1 protein-coding gene is annotated in these 608 nt (G+C 66.8%); it reads right to left on the reverse strand.

What is annotated here, in order from left to right; all coding sequences use genetic code 11:
* Positions 1 to 36: 36 nt before the first annotated feature.
* On the reverse strand, positions 37 to 608 hold a 572-nt coding region (locus V5E28_RS49085; protein WP_336217202.1), incomplete at its 5' end, for an RNA-guided endonuclease InsQ/TnpB family protein.

A 608-nucleotide genomic window follows, 5' to 3' on the forward strand; every position in this document is an offset into this window, starting at 1 on the left:
GTGACTCCTCCACCTCGTAAACGAGGTGGCTTCTCGCTAGGCCGCGCGTGCGGCTTTGCGGAGGACCAGCCCGGCCCTCAAAACGTTGGTCGCTCCGACGATGTCGGCGTTCGCGGCATACCCGCATTTCACGCACACGAAGTCGGCTTGGACTTTGCGGTTGTCGCCCGACACGTGCCCGCACGCGGGTGCGGGGCAGGTACGGGACGTGTTGCGGGGGTTGACTGGGATCAGCTCTCGACCGGCGCTTTCAGCCTTGTGCGTGAGGACGCCCAGGAACACCCCCCAACCCGCGTCCAGAATGCTCTTGTTCAGCCCGGCCTTGGCCGCCGCTCCGTTCGGGGCGAAGTTCTCGACCTTGTCAGGGTCGGGCTTCGGTGCAGGGGCCTTGGTCATGTTGTCGATACGGAGTGCTTCGACGGCGAGGAAGTCCGCGCTACGGACCAGTGTGAGGGCGGTCTTATGCGCGTGATCGGTCCGTTGCCGGGCGACCTTCCGGTGGATGCGCCCGATCTTCCGTGCGGCCTTGCGCCGCCGGTTCGAGCCCCGCCTGGTGCGGGCATACGAGCGCTGCGCTGCGGTCAGCTCGGCTTCGGCGGTCTTCAGGT

Source organism: Nonomuraea sp. LPB2021202275-12-8 (assembly GCF_037044575.1).
Taxonomy (GTDB): Bacteria; Actinomycetota; Actinomycetes; order Streptosporangiales; family Streptosporangiaceae; genus Nonomuraea.